General features: G+C 50.5%; 18 protein-coding genes. 9 read left to right on the top strand and 9 right to left on the bottom strand.

Going from position 1 to position 14,905, the window contains the following annotated elements; translation table 11 throughout:
* Positions 1-18 precede the first annotated feature (18 nt).
* Positions 19-978: a hypothetical protein gene (locus DWX59_RS08480; protein WP_117558076.1), complete on the bottom strand. Its 960-nt coding sequence runs from the start codon at positions 976-978 to the stop codon at positions 19-21.
* Between the two features lie 519 nt (positions 979-1,497).
* On the opposite strand from DWX59_RS08480, the gene DWX59_RS08485 reads away from it, so the two are divergent.
* The 6 genes from DWX59_RS08485 to deoD all read left to right on the top strand — a co-directional run bounded on the left by DWX59_RS08485 (position 1,498) and on the right by deoD (position 7,632).
* The gene (locus tag DWX59_RS08485) at positions 1,498-2,595 is read left to right on the top strand and encodes a BMP family lipoprotein (protein WP_173906059.1); all 1,098 of its coding nucleotides are present in this window, start codon (positions 1,498-1,500) and stop codon (positions 2,593-2,595) included.
* A 16-nt stretch (positions 2,596-2,611) separates the two neighbouring features.
* Positions 2,612-4,126, top strand: a complete 1,515-nt coding sequence (locus DWX59_RS08490; RefSeq protein WP_117558078.1) for an ABC transporter ATP-binding protein — start codon at positions 2,612-2,614, stop codon at positions 4,124-4,126.
* Entirely contained in the window at positions 4,110-5,141 is a 1,032-nt protein-coding gene (locus DWX59_RS08495) for an ABC transporter permease (RefSeq protein ID WP_165641126.1), read from the top strand. Before DWX59_RS08490 ends, DWX59_RS08495 begins: the two co-directional genes overlap by 17 nt.
* Positions 5,142-5,144: 3 nt before the next feature.
* Complete coding sequence (locus DWX59_RS08500; RefSeq protein ID WP_117558081.1) at positions 5,145-6,050, top strand: ABC transporter permease; 906 nt, start codon at positions 5,145-5,147, stop codon at positions 6,048-6,050.
* Between the two features lie 105 nt (positions 6,051-6,155).
* Entirely contained in the window at positions 6,156-6,923 is a 768-nt protein-coding gene (locus tag DWX59_RS08505) for a GntR family transcriptional regulator (RefSeq protein ID WP_117558618.1), read from the top strand.
* 4 nt (positions 6,924-6,927) lie between these two features.
* A complete protein-coding gene (gene deoD / locus DWX59_RS08510) occupies positions 6,928-7,632 on the top strand; it encodes a purine-nucleoside phosphorylase (RefSeq protein WP_117558084.1) in 705 nt (234 codons plus the stop codon).
* Between the two features lie 143 nt (positions 7,633-7,775).
* Here the strand turns inward: deoD and DWX59_RS08515 are convergent, their stop codons facing one another.
* The 5 genes from DWX59_RS08515 to DWX59_RS08535 form a co-directional block, all read right to left on the bottom strand.
* Positions 7,776-7,967 carry a (2Fe-2S)-binding protein gene (locus DWX59_RS08515; RefSeq protein WP_117558086.1) on the bottom strand — a complete coding sequence of 64 codons (192 nt, stop codon included), beginning with the start codon at positions 7,965-7,967 and terminating at the stop codon, positions 7,776-7,778.
* Positions 7,967-8,479 (bottom strand): ferritin, encoded by a 513-nt coding sequence (locus DWX59_RS08520; protein ID WP_117558088.1) that lies wholly within the window; start codon positions 8,477-8,479, stop codon positions 7,967-7,969. Before DWX59_RS08520 ends, DWX59_RS08515 begins: the two co-directional genes overlap by 1 nt.
* A 25-nt stretch (positions 8,480-8,504) precedes the next feature.
* Entirely contained in the window at positions 8,505-8,819 is a 315-nt protein-coding gene (locus DWX59_RS08525) for a YbjQ family protein (RefSeq protein WP_117558090.1), read from the bottom strand.
* Entirely contained in the window at positions 8,800-9,072 is a 273-nt protein-coding gene (locus DWX59_RS08530) for a hypothetical protein (RefSeq protein WP_180215686.1), read from the bottom strand. The genes DWX59_RS08525 and DWX59_RS08530 overlap by 20 nt, the downstream gene beginning before the upstream one ends.
* A gap of 612 nt (positions 9,073-9,684) precedes the next feature.
* A complete protein-coding gene (locus DWX59_RS08535) occupies positions 9,685-10,254 on the bottom strand; it encodes a DNA-deoxyinosine glycosylase (protein WP_235844984.1) in 570 nt (189 codons plus the stop codon).
* Positions 10,255-10,550: 296 nt separating this feature from the next.
* On the opposite strand from DWX59_RS08535, the gene DWX59_RS08540 reads away from it, so the two are divergent.
* Positions 10,551-11,438, top strand: coding sequence for a fructose bisphosphate aldolase (locus DWX59_RS08540; RefSeq protein WP_117558622.1), 888 nt, complete (start codon positions 10,551-10,553; stop codon positions 11,436-11,438).
* A gap of 240 nt (positions 11,439-11,678) precedes the next feature.
* Here the strand turns inward: DWX59_RS08540 and DWX59_RS08545 are convergent, their stop codons facing one another.
* Both DWX59_RS08545 and DWX59_RS08550 read right to left on the bottom strand, forming a co-directional pair.
* Entirely contained in the window at positions 11,679-11,888 is a 210-nt protein-coding gene (locus tag DWX59_RS08545) for a hypothetical protein (RefSeq protein WP_117558095.1), read from the bottom strand.
* Positions 11,889-11,897: 9 nt separating this feature from the next.
* Entirely contained in the window at positions 11,898-12,272 is a 375-nt protein-coding gene (locus DWX59_RS08550) for a hypothetical protein (RefSeq protein WP_235844985.1), read from the bottom strand.
* A 226-nt stretch (positions 12,273-12,498) separates the two neighbouring features.
* Here DWX59_RS08550 and DWX59_RS08555 point away from each other — a divergent pair, with 226 nt between their 5' ends.
* Entirely contained in the window at positions 12,499-13,530 is a 1,032-nt protein-coding gene (locus tag DWX59_RS08555) for a transglutaminase domain-containing protein (protein ID WP_117558097.1), read from the top strand.
* Between the two features lie 21 nt (positions 13,531-13,551).
* A complete protein-coding gene (mobB, locus tag DWX59_RS08560) occupies positions 13,552-14,664 on the top strand; it encodes a molybdopterin-guanine dinucleotide biosynthesis protein B (protein ID WP_117558099.1) in 1,113 nt (370 codons plus the stop codon).
* Here mobB and DWX59_RS28665 read toward each other — a convergent pair.
* Positions 14,654-14,797 carry an N-acetyltransferase gene (locus DWX59_RS28665; RefSeq protein WP_173906061.1) on the bottom strand — a complete coding sequence of 48 codons (144 nt, stop codon included), beginning with the start codon at positions 14,795-14,797 and terminating at the stop codon, positions 14,654-14,656. The two genes, mobB and DWX59_RS28665, sit on opposite strands and share 11 nt — an antisense overlap.
* Positions 14,798-14,905 lie beyond the last annotated feature (108 nt).

Consider the following 14,905-nt stretch of genomic DNA (forward strand, 5'->3'; position numbering starts at 1 on the left):
TGCTTTTTTATCCCCCCTTTAGGGCTGTTGGCTTAACCGTTCATAAATCGTGTATTCATCCTGGTTCGGACACTCCTCAACCGCATCATAAATCCGGGTGATGACCCTTATGTCCTCTTCAAGGACTTCGGCTGTCTCGTCCGGGGATAATCCTTTCCTGGCTTTTTTCATGACCAGGGATATAAGCTTAATCATTTCGCCTTTCTCAAGTCCTTTCTCAAGGCCTTTCTCAAGGCCTTTCCTAATTCCATCTTCCATAAGCATCTGTCCAAGTAATGTCATACCCATCCTCTCCTTTAACTTTGCTAAATCTGTTTTGTTCAGGAACTTAACAGCCCATGCGTAGAGCACGGCTTCCATGCGTCGGATATCATCTTTGTCCGCGTCCACCTGCGCCATGCAAAGGATATCCATTCCCCGGCAGATGCGTCCGCATACATCCATGTTACCGGACATAAGGGGCGCCAGAAGCAGGGGGAACAGGTCGCTTCTGGTAAGGCGTCCTCCCTGTCTAAGTTTCATGTCCAGGTCATTGAATACATGGTCCGCGTCCGCATCCTTAATCCGGACCAATTCTATCCGGTATACATTAATCCCGCAATTTAATCTTGTTTTAGGATTCCTGACATGGGCGCTGCAAAGAACAGTGGTAATGACCTGGCGGCCGGACGTCAGGCTTAAGAATGCTTCGTATTCCCGAAATCGTCTTAAATCCTTTTCAGTAATCTGGTCACTTTCAAATTCCAGATGCCGTAATACCCCATCCTCCATTATGAAATTAAAATCTTCCTCCATCCTGCGCACATCCAGATGGATCTGTTCCGTGGGTGCCACAGCGGCCATGCGTCCTTTGATGCCAAGATAGGGGAGCAGTTCATGTCCAAAGAACATGGCTGCTGTTTTCAGTACTTTGTCCTCAATCTGGTTGGGGACGTCCTGGATACCCTGTGGTCTGTCAGATACGTTGGTTTGCTCCATACAGCCTCCTTTACCGGCAGGCCATAGGTAAGCTACTCCTATTATAACTTTTTTTGGAACGCCGGACAATACCCTTATTGGTAAGGGCAGCTTCATACCGTTGATAATCAACATGGATATTATTTGTTTTGCCTTTTGGGAAATCATAGTTGGAAATAAATTGAAACTTACTATCAGAATGATTGAATCATAGTGAGATATGTGTAATTGGAATAGCCTCCTGATAAGCCAGCTGATGTCCGGATGAATAAAGTATAACTCCATGGATATGGCAAAACAAGATGCTTTATAAATTTTTCAATGAATCCCTCTCAAGGTTTGAAAAAGGGATGGGATGAATTGTAAAATTGCACAAAATCCCCCTCCTGTTTTCGTGCGGTTTTAACGAAGTGGAATGGATGATGAAAATAATGATTTACAAAATACATAATTGGTGATACATTCTAATTAACTTGTAAAACAAGTTTATGAACATATACAAAAAGTGTTAAAACAAGTATAAAAACGGAGGGGAAGTCAATGAAGAAAACAATGGGAACAATGAAGAAATTAGCAGCATTCATGGCAGCAGCCAGCGTGGCAGGCAGTGTGGTAACGGGATGCGGATCAACATCCGCGGGCAGCGCCGCACAGAAGGCAGGACAGGAATCGCCGGCAGCTGGAGAGGCGGCAGGGGAAACAGCAGGAAGCGCGGTCCATGTGGGAATCATTTTCACGGAAGCAGGGCTTGGGGGGAATTCCTTCAACGACCTGGCCCTGGAGGGCGTGAAGAAGGCGGCCCTGGATTTTGGGATAACTTATGATGAGGTGGAACCAAAGTCGGTGTCAGATGAGGAAATCATCCAGGACGAGATGGCATCCTCCGGTGACTATGATTTAATCATCTGTGTGGGCGCCGAACAGGTGGATGCACTGACCAATGTGGCGTCCGCTTATCCGGAACAGCGTTTTGCCCTTCTGGACGCTGACTCCGATCTGGCCAATGTGGCCTCCTATTCCTGTAAGGAGCAGGAAGGCGCGTTCCTGGCAGGCGCCCTGGCAGCCCTGGCCAAGAAAGAGGCCATCGACAGTAAGATGGGGGACGGCAGGACCATCGGTTTCATCGGCGGCGTGGACAATCCCCTTATCAACCGGTTTGCGGCAGGCTATCAGGCAGGTGCCAGGTACATTGAGCCGGAGATGAATGTGCTCATTGACTACGTCGGAGGCTTTAATGACCCCACCACTGCCAAGACCATTGCCAAGACCTTTGTGGAGAAAGGCGCAGATGTGATTTTCCACGCAGCAGGGGCATCCGGCATGGGCATGTTCCAGGCAGCAGAGGAAACGGGCTTTGTGGCCATTGGCGTGAACCTGAACCAGAACAGCATTGCTCCGGATTTCATCATGGCAAGCATGCTTAAAAAGCTGGATTCCTGCGCATACCACGCCATTGCCAGTGTTGTGGAGGGAACCTATACAGGGGAAAACCAGATGTTAGGCTTAAGTGACGGCGGGGTGGATGTGAATGTGGAGGAGAGCAATATCAAGGTTACGGACGACATGCTGGCACGGCTGGAGGAACTGAAACAGAAAGTAATCGCAGGGGAGATAGAGGTACCATCTGAACTGAACTAAGAGACAGGAGGCAGGTATGGACGCAATCAAAATGGTTGGCATTGTAAAATGTTTTGGGCCGGTACGGGCCAACGACGGCATTGACTTTACCGTAAAGCACCAGGAGATCCACTGTCTCCTGGGGGAGAACGGAACCGGCAAAAGCACCTTGATGAATATCCTTTTCGGGTTGTATCATCCGGATGCGGGAGAGATTTACATTAATGAGGAAAAGGCATCCATTGCCAATCCCAATGATGCCTATGGGCTGGGAATCGGAATGGTACATCAGCATTTCATGCTGGTAAACCAGCTGACGGTCCTGGAGAACATCATCCTGGGCAAGGAATCCGGCGGTTTCCTGCTGGACAGGAAGGAGAGCCGCAGGCGGGTGGAGGAACTGGTGGAGCGGTTCGGTTTCAGGATCAATCTGGATGAAAAAGTGGTGAACCTGTCCGTGGGCATGAAGCAGAGGGTGGAAATACTGAAAACCCTTTATAGGGGAGCGGATATCATCATCCTGGACGAACCCACTGCCGTGCTGACCCCGCAGGAGGTGGATGAGTTATTTAAAATCCTGCGTCAGCTTAAAGAGAACGGCAAGACCATTGTATTCATCACCCACAAGCTTAACGAGACCATGTCCCTGTCTGACCGGATAACCGTTATCCGCAAAGGCAAAGTGGTATTCTGCTGTGATACTGCTGACACCAATGAAAAGGAACTGGCCACACAGATGGTGGGCAGGCAGGTGGAGTCCGTGGTGGCGGGAAGGGGAAAGGCCGGCCGCGAGGTCCTTAAGATAAAGGATGTCCGCCTTCATGAGCGGGCCGGACACACCGTAAACCTGACCGTGCATGCAGGGGAGATACTTGGCATTGCAGGCGTGGACGGCAACGGACAGCAGGAGCTGGAGGAAATCATTGTGGGTAACCGCAAGGTGGCCGAGGGGAGCATCCTTATGGATGGCACCCCCATCCATACCATGTCTGTAAAGGACAGGAAGGCTATGGGGCTGGGATACATACCCTCGGACCGCCACAAAAATGCCATGATATCCGGTTTTTCCATCACGGAAAATTTCCTTCTGGGATACCAGAAATCACCTCAGTACTGTAAAAAAGGCTTTATTGACTATATGAAACTGAAACAGGACGCCGGGAAGCAGGTGGAGGCATTTGAAATAAAAACCGCAGGTGTGGACCAGGAAATCGGCCAGCTGTCAGGAGGCAACCAGCAGAAGGTGATCCTTGGCAGGGAAATCAGCCATGACCCAGGTCTGGTGCTGGTGGCCCAGCCCGTCCGGGGACTGGACATCGGAGCCATTGAAAAGGTACATAAGACCCTGCTTGAGCTAAAGGAACAGGGTAAGGCCATCCTTCTGATATCAGCGGAACTGTCTGAAGTCATGAACCTCAGCGACCGCATCGCCGTGTTTTATGAAGGGGAGGTCAGCGCCCAGTTTGCCAATGGGGAATATACAAAGGAAGAAATCGGCCTGTTCATGGCAGGAAAGAAACAGGAGGTAAATGCTCATGAAGTGGATATGTAACAAGAAGACCGCAGAGATAGGCAAATCCCTGGCAGCCATTGGGCTGGCGCTTGTGATAGGAGCCCTGTTCATCCTTCTGGCAGGAGAATCGCCCATCCGGGCATATACCTCCCTGATCCAGGGCGCGCTGGGAACGCCCCAGTCCATTGCCAACACAATCAGCAAAAGCATCCCTCTGGCTTTTACCGGCCTGGCAGTGGCCATGGGGTCGCGGTGCGGCATGTTAAACATAGGCGCCGAGGGACAGCTTCACGCAGGAGCCATGGCCAGTGTCATTACAGCCCTGACCCTGGGGTCCCTTCCGGCCCCCATACTGCTGGTTGTCAGCATCCTGGCAGGAATCCTGGCAGGAATGGCAGTGGGAAGCGTGCCCGGGATTTTCAAGGCCAGGTTCAGTACAAACGAGGTAATCGTGGCCATCATGCTCAATTATATCTGTACCCTGTTCACCTCCTATCTGGTCAATGGTCCTTTTAAGACAGAAGGTTCCACGGCCCAGACCGAACTGATTGCAGAGGGAATCTGGTTTGGCAGGCTGCTTCCAAGGACCCAGCTGACGTATGCCTTGTTCCTGCTGATCTTCATTGCCGCGGCCATGTACGTTTTCCTGTGGAAGACATCGGTGGGATACCAGCTGCGCGCCGTGGGGGCCAACCCATCTGCTGCCGGGACAGCGGGCATACGGGTGAACCTGTTCCTTATCATGTCCATGACGCTCAGCGGCGGTATCGCGGCCATGGCCGGCATTACGGAGGTATTTGGAAAATACCACAGGTTTATAGAAGGCTTCTCGCCCTCCTTCGGGTTCACGGGAATTGCCGTGGCCATATTGGGCAGGAACCATCCGGCAGGAGTCCTTCTCACGGCCCTGCTCTTTGGAATCATGGACATGGGCTCCCTGCGCATGAGCAGGGAAACCATGGTCAGCACCAACATGGTCATTGTCATACAGAGCCTGGTAATTCTGTTGGTAGCGGCGCCGGAACTGATTAAATGGAGCAGAAAGAGAGGATGAAATATGGAAATGCTTAATAATTTTATCGGCCTGACCCTGCAGCTGTCCGTACCCATTGTGCTGGGGGCCCTCTGCGGCACCATTGCGGAGCGCGGAGGAATCATACTGCTGGGCGTGGAAGGAATCATGCTGGTGGGCGCATTTGCAGGAGTGCTGGGTTCCTATGCCACGGGCTGGGCCCTGGCAGGCGTGGTCCTGTCCCTGGTCCTGGGCGGCCTCATCGGATGGTTTTACGCCCTGTTCTGCCTGAAATGGAAAGCCCACCAATCCGTGGTGGGGGTTGGCATCAACCTGTTTGCCAGCGGTATCACGGCAGTGATGTTAAAAGCGGTCTGGCAGACAGAGGGCATGTCTGAATCCGTGGCATCCATCCCCAACCTGACCATACCGGGACTGTCCGGGATTCCTGTCCTTGGCGCCCTGTTTAAGGAACAGTCCCCCTACCTTTACGCCATGTTCCTGATTGTGGCAGGGGTCTGGGTGGTATTCTACAAAACGAAATTCGGCCTTAGGTACAGGGCCATGGGCGACCAGCCCTATGCGGTCCAGACAGCCGGGGTGCCGGTAAACCGCTACCGCTACACGGCAATGATACTGGCCGGCAGCATCGCGGGCCTGGCCGGTTCCTATCTGTCCATATCCCAGAACAACCTGTTCGTGACGGACATGACGGCGGGAAGGGGTTTCATGGGCCTGGCCGCCAATATCTTCGGCGGATGGCAGCCCCTTGGCTCCATGGGCGCGGGCATGATATTCGCCATTGCCCAGGCAGCCAGGTTCTATCTCACGGATCTGTCCATTCCGTCCCAGTTCGTGCAGATGCTGCCCTATGCAGTGACCCTGGTTGTGCTGCTGTTTGTGGGAAAACGGGTAAAAGGTCCGGAAGCACTTGGCAAACTGGTGGATTAGTTCTATACTAATATACAGGAGACACGGCATTGTTAAACAAGATATATGCCGTGCCGGACATGTATAAGAACTGACGCCAAGGCGCACGAAAGGAGCACGGGACCTGTGAAGGATACTGTTATTAACGAAAAGAATGTAAAGATACCGCTGTATGTGGCTGCATATGAGACCATCAGCCAATGGCTCAAGGATGGGAAATACAAAGCCGGGGACAAGCTGCCGGGAGAGAACATCCTGGCAGAGCAGCTCCAGGTCAGCAGGGGTACCTTACGGCAGGCCATGCTGCTCCTGCAGGAAGATGGTTTGATCATCAACCACCAGGGAAAGGGCAATATCGTCCTTTCCAACCAGGATATGAGTAAAAGCGGGCTGGAGCGGATTGGGAATCCCATTGTGGATTTCTGCAGTGAGCCGGTGGACCGGGTGGTGACCACCATCGGCTTCCAGCCGGCCACACAAAAGCACCAGCAGGTACTTAAGCTGCGGCCTTCCAGCGTGGTGGCCGTCATTGATATCACCTATTATTCCGGGGATACGCCGGCCGGGTTTGCCATGGTGTATATGCCCCATGAGGTGCTGGACAACAGCAATGTGGATCTGGAGGACACGGATACCGTTTACCGTTACTATACGGAACTGCTGGAAACAAGCGGGCTGTACAGCGATACCAAAATCCGCCTGGGACAGGCCAGGGAACGTCTGGCCAATATATTATGCATCCAGGAAGGGGACCCGCTTCTTTTGCTGGAGGAGGTGCTCTACACGGAATATGACACGCCGGTGCTTTCCCAGAAGCTGTTTTTCGGGCCGGACCAGCATGAACTCAGTATCCGCAGGAAGAATGACAGGAATATGATGAAGAAATCGGAGTAATGAGATGAAGACATTCCATAATGAAGCAAAACCAGGGCAGATAGCAGGCACTGTCCTGATGCCGGGTGACCCCCTGCGCGCAAAATACATTGCAGACACATATCTGTCAGATGTGGTGTGTTATAACCGGGTAAGGGGAATGAACGGTTATACAGGTTATTATGAAGGAAAACGGATTTCGGTCCAGGGCAGCGGGATGGGAATCCCTTCCATGGGCATCTATGCCTACGAGCTGTACCAGGAATATGATGTGGACACCATTATCCGCATCGGGACAGCCGGGGCCGTGCACAGGGACGTGGAAATAGGAAACCTGATCCTTGCCATGGGATGCTGTACCAATTCTAATTTTGCGGGCCAGTATCATCTGCCGGGAACATTTGCCCCAATCGCCGACTTTGGCCTGTTAGAGGCAGCCGCAGCCCAGGCCAGGAGCAGCCGCATCCCCTTTTGGGTGGGCAATGTATTCAGTTCAGATGTGTTTTACGAAGACCGCAAAGGGGAAAAGGGGGAATGGGAGAAGATGGGCGTACTGGCCCAGGAAATGGAGACCCTGTCCCTTTACTGCACAGCCGCCCGCACCGGTAAGCGGGCCCTGGCCATGCTTACCGTAGGAAGCAGCATACACCATGACAGGGCTTTGAGCAATGAAGAGCGGGAAAAAAAACTGGATGCAATGATCCGGTGCGCGCTGGAAATTGCCGGGTGATGGCCAGCACATGTAAGGAACCGGAGGACTGCAGCCGTCCGGAAACAGAATTCCGGACAGCATTTTGTTAATATGCCCCAAGGAGCGGATAAACAAAAGACGTGGGTGGACCCATGCAATCATGCATTTGTCCCCACGTCTTTTTAGTGGCCGGAACATTTCCCCAGCCGTTTCTTCGTATACTTTTTTGCCCTGCATTTGCAATGCCCGCACCCGGCTGCCAGATGGGTGGCTTTCTTCACTTCCTTAAAGGAACCGGCGCCGTCTGCGATTGCTTTTTTGATATCTGCCTTTGTTACTTTAAAACACGGGCATATGTACTTATCCTTTCCCATCACAGCACCAGGGAAGGAGCGGCATAGACCCTTGCTGCCAGTTCGGAATCCAGCATATAAAGCCCCTTGGGGTCGTGGCCGAACAGGTCAAAACGTTTCAGGAGTTCGCTGGCATTTTTCTCTTCCTCGCCCTGTTCTTTTACGAACCAGTCTAAAAACTGCATGGTACGGAAATCCTTAACCGAATAGGCTGCGTCATAAATCACATGGATAAGCCCGGTTACATATCGTTCATGTTCCAGCCCTGCTGACAGAGGGCCTCTGAAATCCTCAAACAGTTTGACCGGCTTATCAATGGCATCCAATGTGACATGGGCATCGTTGTTCTGCAGGTACTGCATGAACAGCATGGCATGGTCCCGTTCTTCCTGGGCCTGCACCTTATACCAGTTGGAAAATCCATTCAGCTCAGCGTCCTTATAATAATTGGCAAAATCCAGGTACAGGTAAGCGGAGTAGAATTCTTTGTTAATCTGTGTATTTAATAACCCCGCAACTGTTTTGTCCAGCATGTTTGTTTCCTCCTTGCCTTTCTGTTTAAACAATGAATCTCACTGCTGTGCCGTACGCAATCACCTCTGCGGCTCCCTGCATGACAGCGGAGGATGCATAACGTATATTGACAATTGCATCAGCGCCCAGTTCCTCGGCTTCCATGACCATGCGTTTGGTGGCCAGGGCCCGGGCCTCGTTCATCATCTCATTGTAGGCCTTTAACTCGCCTCCCACAATGGTCTTGAAACTCTGGGTAATATCCTTCCCGATATTCTTGGACTGGATCGTGCTGCCCTTGACAAGACCCAGCATATCCAGTTCCTTTCCCGTAATATAATCAGTATTTACTAAGATCATCTTCCTCACCGCTCCTTATCTCTAATATCCTGCATACCAGGTTGTAAATGGAAACACCAATCAACCCCATGAAAATAAGGCACAGTACCAGCTTAAGCAGCAGGGGGATGGGCGCTATGGTCCAGATACAGAGGTAAAATGCAAACCACAGTACCAGCAGGGTTGTTATGATGACCGGGGCAATGATTTTCTTCCAATGCACGGGTATTGCACCTCCTTTTGTCTGTGTGGTGTCCAGATACAATGGTTTCATATCCATCATACTTGTTTTACAGGACTTTGGCAAGAAAAACATGGCGGTGCCAGGGACTTTTTGATGTAACTTTTTCCAGATAATAGGAAACTATTTTGGGCCTCCTGTATGTTGATGAAATTGTATATATTATCTTAAAAAACAGATTATTTTACAATATAAGAACAATAAACAAATAATAATAAGTTATTTACAAAAAAGTATTGACAAAACAGAGCGGATTGAGTATACTAAAACTAACAAAAGGAACGAAATAAAAACAAGGAGGTACGGTCCGCCAGAAACAGGTTTATGGTTTTCCATATGATTCCAGATTATATGTGAAAACAGTGGATAACAAACCTGCCTGATGAAATGTTAAAAAGGAAACCAGGTACAATGAATGTATTTATCTTCAAAAACCAAGTAGGTTATCAAGGAACGTGAACATTTGGATGATATGACGAGAAAGTATCATTTAAATGGACTTGATGATGAAAGGTGAAGATAAAAAACAGCATATGTACATGGAATACCTGGATAACAAAGTAAGGAGAGCAGAAGAAACAAAAAGACAGGTATCGGGGAAGAGAAATCTGAATCGATACCTGTTCTTTTTATGGATGTCCGGACCTACCCTTTTCGCAGGAACGGTAAAAGGGCCTGTGCCCATGCTTCAGCCAGGCGGTCCAGTGTGAATGCCGCATTGGCCGGGCTGGTGGAAGGGCATCTGACTGCATCGCGCCCGGTCTGTTCCCGGCAGTATTTCATGTACAGTCCATGGGCGGTGCTGCCATTGGTGATGATTTGGCGGATGGATGCGGTTTTAAGGATCCTGTTTAAATCCATGGGAACCACATTGCGGATACTCTGGTCACTGGAGCCCTTGATATCACAGGACCTTATCACATCCCAGAGCGCGATGCCCCTCAAGAGCAGGATGCCCTTCCTGGATTTATAGTCAGGAGGGAAAGGTTCCTCCAAAAGGCGTTCCATCAGCTTCCAGAACCGGTTCTGGGGATGGCCGTAGTAAAAATCCTGTTCCCTCGATCTGACGGACGGGAAACTTCCAAGAATCAGTATCCGGGAGTTCCTGTCATAGACCGGCTCCAGGGAATGGATGACCCGGGTATAACCGGGAAGCAGGCCTGTTTCAAAACTGTCTTTTTCATGTGAAGGGTTGATGTTCTGTTCCGCAGACATTTGATATACTCCTTTGGGGCGTTCATGGTATGGCAGAAAACATGTATGATAGTATTGTATCACGATTTATGGATTTGGCAATGTCGGCAATTAGCAGCTTCTGGAAACTCCTATTGACAATAAGGCGCGGGTTTTACTATAATAATAGTAAGTATATATGGGTCAGTGTGATTATTTTTGGTGTATTGGGTCTGCGCCCAGCTGCCAGCATAACAGGAAAGAACCCGGAACAGGCCGGCGCAGGATGCGTCTTCCTGTTCTGTTTTTATTTTCAATTAAGAAAGAGAGGTAGCCATATGAACCAGGACCAGTTAAAACGTATGAGTGAAGGCAAGGGGTTTATTGCAGCATTGGACCAGAGCGGCGGGAGTACGCCAAAGGCCTTGAAAAACTATGGTATTGATGAAGGCAGGTACGGCACGGATGAAGAGATGTTCAACCTGGTTCATGAGATGAGGACCAGGATCATCAAAAGCCCTTCGTTTACATCAGAGCATATACTGGCAGCCATACTGTTTGAGAATACCATGGAACGTAAGATTGATGACAGGCTTACAGCGGATTATCTGTGGGAGGTAAAGGGAATCATACCGATCCTGAAAGTGGATAAGGGGCTGGCAGAGGAGGAAGACGGCGTGCGCCTCATGAAGCCCATACCAGGTCTTGAGGATCTGCTTGCCAGGGCAAAGGAACGCCATATATTCGGAACCAAGATGCGTTCCGTGATTAAAAAAGCCAATCCGGAAGGAATAAAGAAAATCATTGACCAGCAGTTTGAACTTGGCCTTAGGATTGCAGGGGCGGACCTGGTTCCCATTTTGGAGCCGGAGATTGATATCTACAGCCCGGATAAGGCGGAGTGCGAGGGTATCATGAAGGAGGAGATGAAGAAACAACTGGCAGGCCTTCCTCAGGATATTAAAATCATGTTTAAGCTTTCCATTCCGGATAAACATGGATTCTACAGCGATATCATGGAGGACCCCCATGTGGTAAGGGTGGTGGCCCTGTCCGGCGGTTATTCCAGACAGGAGGCCAATGAGCGGTTAAGACGCAGCCCTGGTCTGATTGCGAGTTTTTCAAGGGCCTTGTCCGAAGGCCTTAACGCGGATCAGACAGCAGGGGAATTTGACCGCATGCTGGCCAAGTCCATTAAGGAAATATATGAGGCTTCCATTACCTGATTAGGGAAAGCAATGGGAGAATGTATCGGGAGGATGCATGTGACCGGTGGGCCCCGCTGTTTAAAAGCGGGGCCTGCAGTGGTTTCAGATATGGTTTCCGCACAGCTGACGGAAAGGAATCTTCAAACACATCCTAGGAAACCCATACAACCTGTTCATTGGTTAACCCTGCCTTGTATCCGTCCTGAAAGCACACATCATATGTAAAACACCGTCCAAATCTGGGGCCCATCTGATAAATCAGATAGGCTTTATGTTTGGCAGGCGCCCTTCTTTATCATTGGTCCTGGGCGGGTTCTCCAGCTTCCAGGTGTGGGTGGGGGTATTTTTGAAGTAACCGGATAGTTCGGTGGTCCCATTTTCACAATATTGTATGATGGCTGACCGGGGCATTTCCCCATAGCGGGAGGTGTCCTGATTCCGGGCATATTCACCAAGCTCCCGGAACATGCAGCAGCATTAATCCAGAAGGGCGTGCAGCAGCCCATCGGACCTGCCCATGTTCAGCGCATACATGACATCAGGCATCAGCTGGTCTTCAATCTGCCCCAGATTCTGTTCCAGTATGTAAAACGGCGGGTATGCGTAGCTGGTCAGGAGATTGAGGGCATCCTCTTTCACGGACAGGGGATTGCCGGATATAATGACGTGCTCCAGCAGTTTTATGATTTCTGATTCATAGGGCAGCGTGTTCTTATAATATGGGTCAAGATAATAATCCAGGCAGGGCAGGAGCCGTTCCTTGGCATCCGCGTCATCTCCTGCCAGCACCTTATGTATGGCATCGGCGCCGCTTTCCACAATCTTTTTTTCAGCGTTAGAATATGTTACCATGCTCAGATACCTTCCTTTTACTGTTTTTTAGGGTATGGACGGGCTGATTCCTATATATGCATATGGTTATCACATCCATATGTTATCACAGGACGGCTTGCATGAAAAGGCTGTCTTGTATCATAAAAAGTTTCATGCTATACTGGAACGTGCCGGGACATTTCCGGCAGGAAGTCTCAAAGCATACCTTAAAGGATAGCAGATATAGGAAGCATCAGGATAAAATATGAAACAGGAATACTATTACCAGCACATGAATAAGGCGGAACAGTCCGTATACCGCGCCATGCTGGCTGGATTTGAAATGATATCACCGGAATTTCCGGTGCTGCGGCTGGATGGAAGGGATCTGTCGGATCTGTTCTTCCGGCTTCGTCTGGACCACCCGTCTGTTTTTTATGTGGAGGGATTCCGTTACCGTTATCAGGAACATTCGGATTATGTCCAGCTCATACCCCAATATATGTTTGAGAAGAAAAAGATTAAGGAAATGAAAAATGCCCTGGAGGCCAGGATGAACCGTCTGGTCCAGCCTGCAAAGAACCTTTCCCCGGACGAAAAGGAAAGGTATGTCCATGATTTCATCTGTGCCAATGTCACCTATGACAAACTGAAGAAGCAGTATTCCCATGAAATCATCGGCCCGCTGCAGCAGGGAATCGGGGTCTGCGAAGGTATCGCGAAGACCGTGAAGATACTCTGCGACAGGCTGGGTCTTGAGTGCTTGATTGCCGTCAGCCAGGCCAATCCTGAAAAGGGCGTGCGTTACCGCCATGCCTGGAATGTGGTGAAGCTTAAGAATACATGGTACCACCTGGACGCCACCTTTGATAATTCCCTTGGAAGATATGGACAGATGCGGTTTGATTACTATAATCTGGATGACAGGATGATATTCCGGGACCATGAGCCCCTGGTTTACCCCATACCGCAGTGTACGGACGGGACCCGTTTCTATTACAAAGAGAACCGGCTATCCATGACCAGGGTGGAGGATGTGGCCGGACGGATGAAAGCCGTGCTGAGGAAGAAACAGCCTTTTTTTGTGTTCCACTGGAGGGGAGGCGCGCTGAACCGTTCCGTATTGGAGCAGATTGCGGGCATTGCCTCTGATGCTGCAAGGGAAAAGGGGAAATACATCCGGCTGTCCGTGAATTATCTTCAGGCAGTGATGGAGATAGCGGTGCTGGAACACCAGATTCAGGAAAATATATGCAAAGAAGAAGCCAATGAAGGCGAGCTGGAACAGAAAGAGTAGGATAAAGGGAGAGGCTGCAAGATGGATAATAGTTGGGGAAGCGTGATCCTGTCAGGCGGCAGTGGAAGCAGGATGGGATATGAGGATAAGAGCGGGCTGTTATTTAAGGGAATGACATTCCTGGAACGGATCAGCGGACAGCTTGGCATGCTTGGAGGGGCCTGTTACCTTTCCAGGGCAGCCTATAAGGCCGGGGAACCCCACCGCGGTTTTACTGTGATTGAGGACACGGTAAAAGGGAAGGACGGTGAATGGATAGGCCCCATGGGAGGTATCTGGTCCTGTTTTGAAACAGCAGGGGAAGACTGCCTGTTCTTTGTGTCCTGTGATATGCCGCTGTTTCGGGCCGTGATGGCGCAGCGTCTTATCCGGTATATGAAACCTGGGGTGGACGCGGTCCTGTGGAGGACCAGGGACAGGCGGCTCCAGCCCATGTGCGGCCTTTATTCCAGGTCCTGCCTGCCTGTCCTTAAGCAGCATATGGAGCAGCAGGATTACAGGATGATGAGGTTCCTGGGCCATCTGAACTGTGTGGTGGTGGAAACATCCGGGGAACATATTCCGGACCAATGGTTCCTGAATGTGAACACACCTGAAGTATATGGGAGACTGGATCAGGCGGCGCAGCCCGTGCTGGCTGTCAGCGGCAGCAAGAATACGGGAAAGACATGGCTCCTGGAACATCTGGTGTCCATACTTGCCGGGGCAGGCGTGCGCGCTGCTGTGATTAAACATGACGGACATGAGTTTGAGGCAGATGTACCGGGGACGGACAGCCACAGGATGAAAAAAGCAGGTGCCTTTGGGACCGTGGTCTATTCCGGCACCCGGTTTGCCCTGGTCAAGGACCAGGCCGGGCTGGAGGCCAGGGATTTCTTTGGTTATTTTCCGGAAGCGGACATCCTTTTGCTGGAAGGGCAGAAAAATTCTGCCTACCCAAAAATCGAGGTTCTCAGGCAGGAAATCTCATGCAGTCCGGTATGCAGTCCCGAAACCGTGCTGGCCTATGTTGCGGACTGCCAGGTCAGCCAGCAGGGTTCCCGGGAACCCAGGCAGGTATTTGCCTTTGACCAGCTGGATGAGGTGGCTGAGCTGGCCATACATCACATGGATGCAGTATTTTTTAAAAATTAAGCTGCTCCTTTCCCATGCCGTATCCACAGCGTTTATAAAACCCATGTGCCTGGGTCCCTGCGGCGTCTGAGACCAGACGGACGCTGTGGGTATCTTCTTTCCGGGCTTCCCATATCATGAAATCCATTGACATTTTATGGTCATTTCCTTTCCCCAAGAATATAAAATAAATTATAACCGATAATTCCATGGTCCGCCGCCCATCGTTCATTGCCAATGGGAAGGGGGAACTCCCGGCCGC

Source organism: Enterocloster aldenensis (assembly GCF_003434055.1).
Taxonomy (GTDB): Bacteria; Bacillota; Clostridia; order Lachnospirales; family Lachnospiraceae; genus Enterocloster; species Enterocloster aldenensis.